Below are 2,295 nucleotides of genomic sequence, written 5' to 3'. Positions count from 1 at the left end.
ATCCAGCAGGAGTTGCCAACATCCTGAGTCGGGTAACTGGAACAAATGTTTCTAATATTTTGGGGACTCTGGGAGTATTGGGAAATGCTAATTTATTTTTGATAAATCCCAATGGTATTGTATTCGGTTCCAATAGCAGACTAGGGCGTGTCTGCAAACCCAATAATTTAGGTTAGAGAGATTTGCAATCGCGAGCATAAGGAAAGGAATTTGGGCAAAGCCCGACCCTAAGCAAACGTTTTGCTCAACTTGACCATAAATCTTTCTATGATCAACAGTTTAAAGATTTATTTTTATCTATAGTAGTCATAAAAAACATGATTTCAACTAAAGCCAGAGTAATATAGAAGCAATAGTCAACATAGCTAGGTAATTGACTGCATATTTCTCATAGCGAGTTGCTATTCGTCGATTTTGTTTGAGACGGTTAATTAGTCTTTCAATCCGATTACGTTCTCTATATAGTCCTCGGTTGAAGCGTTCTCGTTTCTTTTCGTTACTTTTTCTGGGAATAATAGGAGTTGTACCTCGACGACGTAGTTTTTCTCTAATAGTTTTACTACTGTATCCTTTATCACCTAAAAAGTAGCGAAAACGGCTTTTTGGCCTTCCTCGACCCTGACGTTTAACTTTTCCGAGGGCAAGCAAATCATCAAAACCAATGGTATCATGGCGTTCTCCTGATGTTAGAGCAAAAACCATTGGTTTGCCCAATCCTTCCGACCGAATATGAATTTTTGTGCTGAATCCTCCCTTACTCCTCCCTAGTGCCTGTGAGTCTTGCCCCCTTTTGCTCCGGCTGCGTGTTGATGTGCTCGCACGACTGTAGTATCACCCATGTGAACTTCCCAATCGATCCGACCCTCAGCGTCGGCAATTTGCTGAAGACTTGCCAAAATCTCCTCCCATATGCCCGCTTTTCGCCAACGATAAAACCGACTTGACACCGTACTATGGACTCCATAAGAGGTTGGTAAATCCCTCCAGGGCGCACCTGTTCTCAAAATCCACAGTATGCCATTTATGATCTGGCGATGGTCATGTGCTGGTTTTCCTGTCCAAGCTTTTTGAGGAGGTAACAAAGGTTTAATTTTTTCCCATTGGGAATCTGTTAAGTCTCCTCTTGCGATCTCAGTCGAGGCAAGTTTTTCAGCGAGCGCTCTCATCACAATACCTGAATCATTTTACTTCAGTATAGCAGTTTGCAGACACGCCCTAGCTGCTGGTATGGGCACTAGACTCCAGGAATTAGGCCAATCGGCTCCTAAAGGATTTCTCCAGTTGGGAGAGCAACCCATTATTGAGGAATCGATAGAGCGCCTGACTGCTTGCGGTATGCAGCGCATCATCATTGTCACTGGTCATTTATCTGACTTTTATGAGCGTCTGCAGCAACGTTTTAATGATCAGATATTGACGGTTCATAACCCACGCTATGCCGAATCAGGTACCATGTATTCCCTCTATTGTGCCCGTGAGCTGATTGAGGGGGATTTTCTGTTGTTGGAATCAGATCTGATTTACGAACAGCGTGCTTTGACAGCAGTCTTGAACTTTCCTAAAGACAATGTAGTGTTGCTATCTGGCCAAACCAATGCTGGCGATGAAGTCTATGTGGAAACCTCAGGTGAGACAATCGTTGCGATGTCTAAAAATAAGGCTGAACTGGGGAGTCAAATTGCTGGTGAATTGGTCGGTATTTCCAAAATATCCCAGCCTTTGTTTCAAAGCATGTTGGCGCAAGCTACCCTAAGATTTAAAACCAGCTTCAAGGTGAATTATGAAACTGATGGGCTGATAGCAGCAGCAACATCCTATCCAGTATACTATACGGTGATTAGGGATCTACTCTGGGCAGAAATTGATGACCGATACCAGTTTGCCAGAGCTAGAGAGCAAATCTACCCAGCAATTCTCCAGAAAGATGCTTAGTCACGTAAGCATTTCGCTATCAGCTATCAGCTATCAGCTATCAGCTATCAGCTATCAGCTATCAGCTTTTGAATCAAACAGGTCAGCATTCGAATAATGCTGAGTTATGTCACAGGGTCGTTCGCACAGCGTGGCCATTCCCGTAGCGTGGCCAAAGGCCAAGGCCAAAGCCTGTGCTACAAAGCTGTTCGCGCAGCGTGAGCTAAAGGCTGACGGCTGACGGCTGACTGCTGAATGCTTACATACTACTTGAGCTCCTTATGCGCTATGGGTTACTTCCCTTCTTAAGCACTGTTAGCTACCCATAGCGGATTTGGTAGCAAACGTGATAATGCCAACACCAACAACAACCAAAAAGAAAGC

2 protein-coding genes and 1 pseudogene are annotated in these 2,295 nt (G+C 44.1%); 2 read left to right on the top strand and 1 reads right to left on the bottom strand.

Translation table 11 applies throughout. The features are described from left to right. Positions 1-20 precede the first annotated feature (20 nt). The gene (locus F6K53_RS37655; protein WP_293084779.1) at positions 21-176 is read left to right on the top strand and encodes a filamentous hemagglutinin N-terminal domain-containing protein; all 156 of its coding nucleotides are present in this window, start codon (positions 21-23) and stop codon (positions 174-176) included. A gap of 151 nt (positions 177-327) precedes the next feature. On the opposite strand, the pseudogene F6K53_RS37650 reads toward F6K53_RS37655, so the two are convergent. Next, positions 328-1,166: pseudogene (locus F6K53_RS37650) on the bottom strand (IS5 family transposase). Positions 1,167-1,227: 61 nt separating this feature from the next. On the opposite strand from F6K53_RS37650, the gene F6K53_RS37645 reads away from it, so the two are divergent. Beyond that, positions 1,228-1,932, top strand: coding sequence for a phosphocholine cytidylyltransferase family protein (locus tag F6K53_RS37645; protein ID WP_293084776.1), 705 nt, complete (start codon positions 1,228-1,230; stop codon positions 1,930-1,932). Positions 1,933-2,295 lie beyond the last annotated feature (363 nt).

Origin of the sequence: Moorena sp. SIO4A1, assembly GCF_010672065.1 — a bacterium.
In the GTDB taxonomy this organism is placed as follows: domain Bacteria; phylum Cyanobacteriota; class Cyanobacteriia; order Cyanobacteriales; family Coleofasciculaceae; genus Moorena.
The sequence above is the reverse complement of the archived record's forward strand: the minus strand, read 5'-3'. Positions and strand labels throughout refer to the sequence as shown.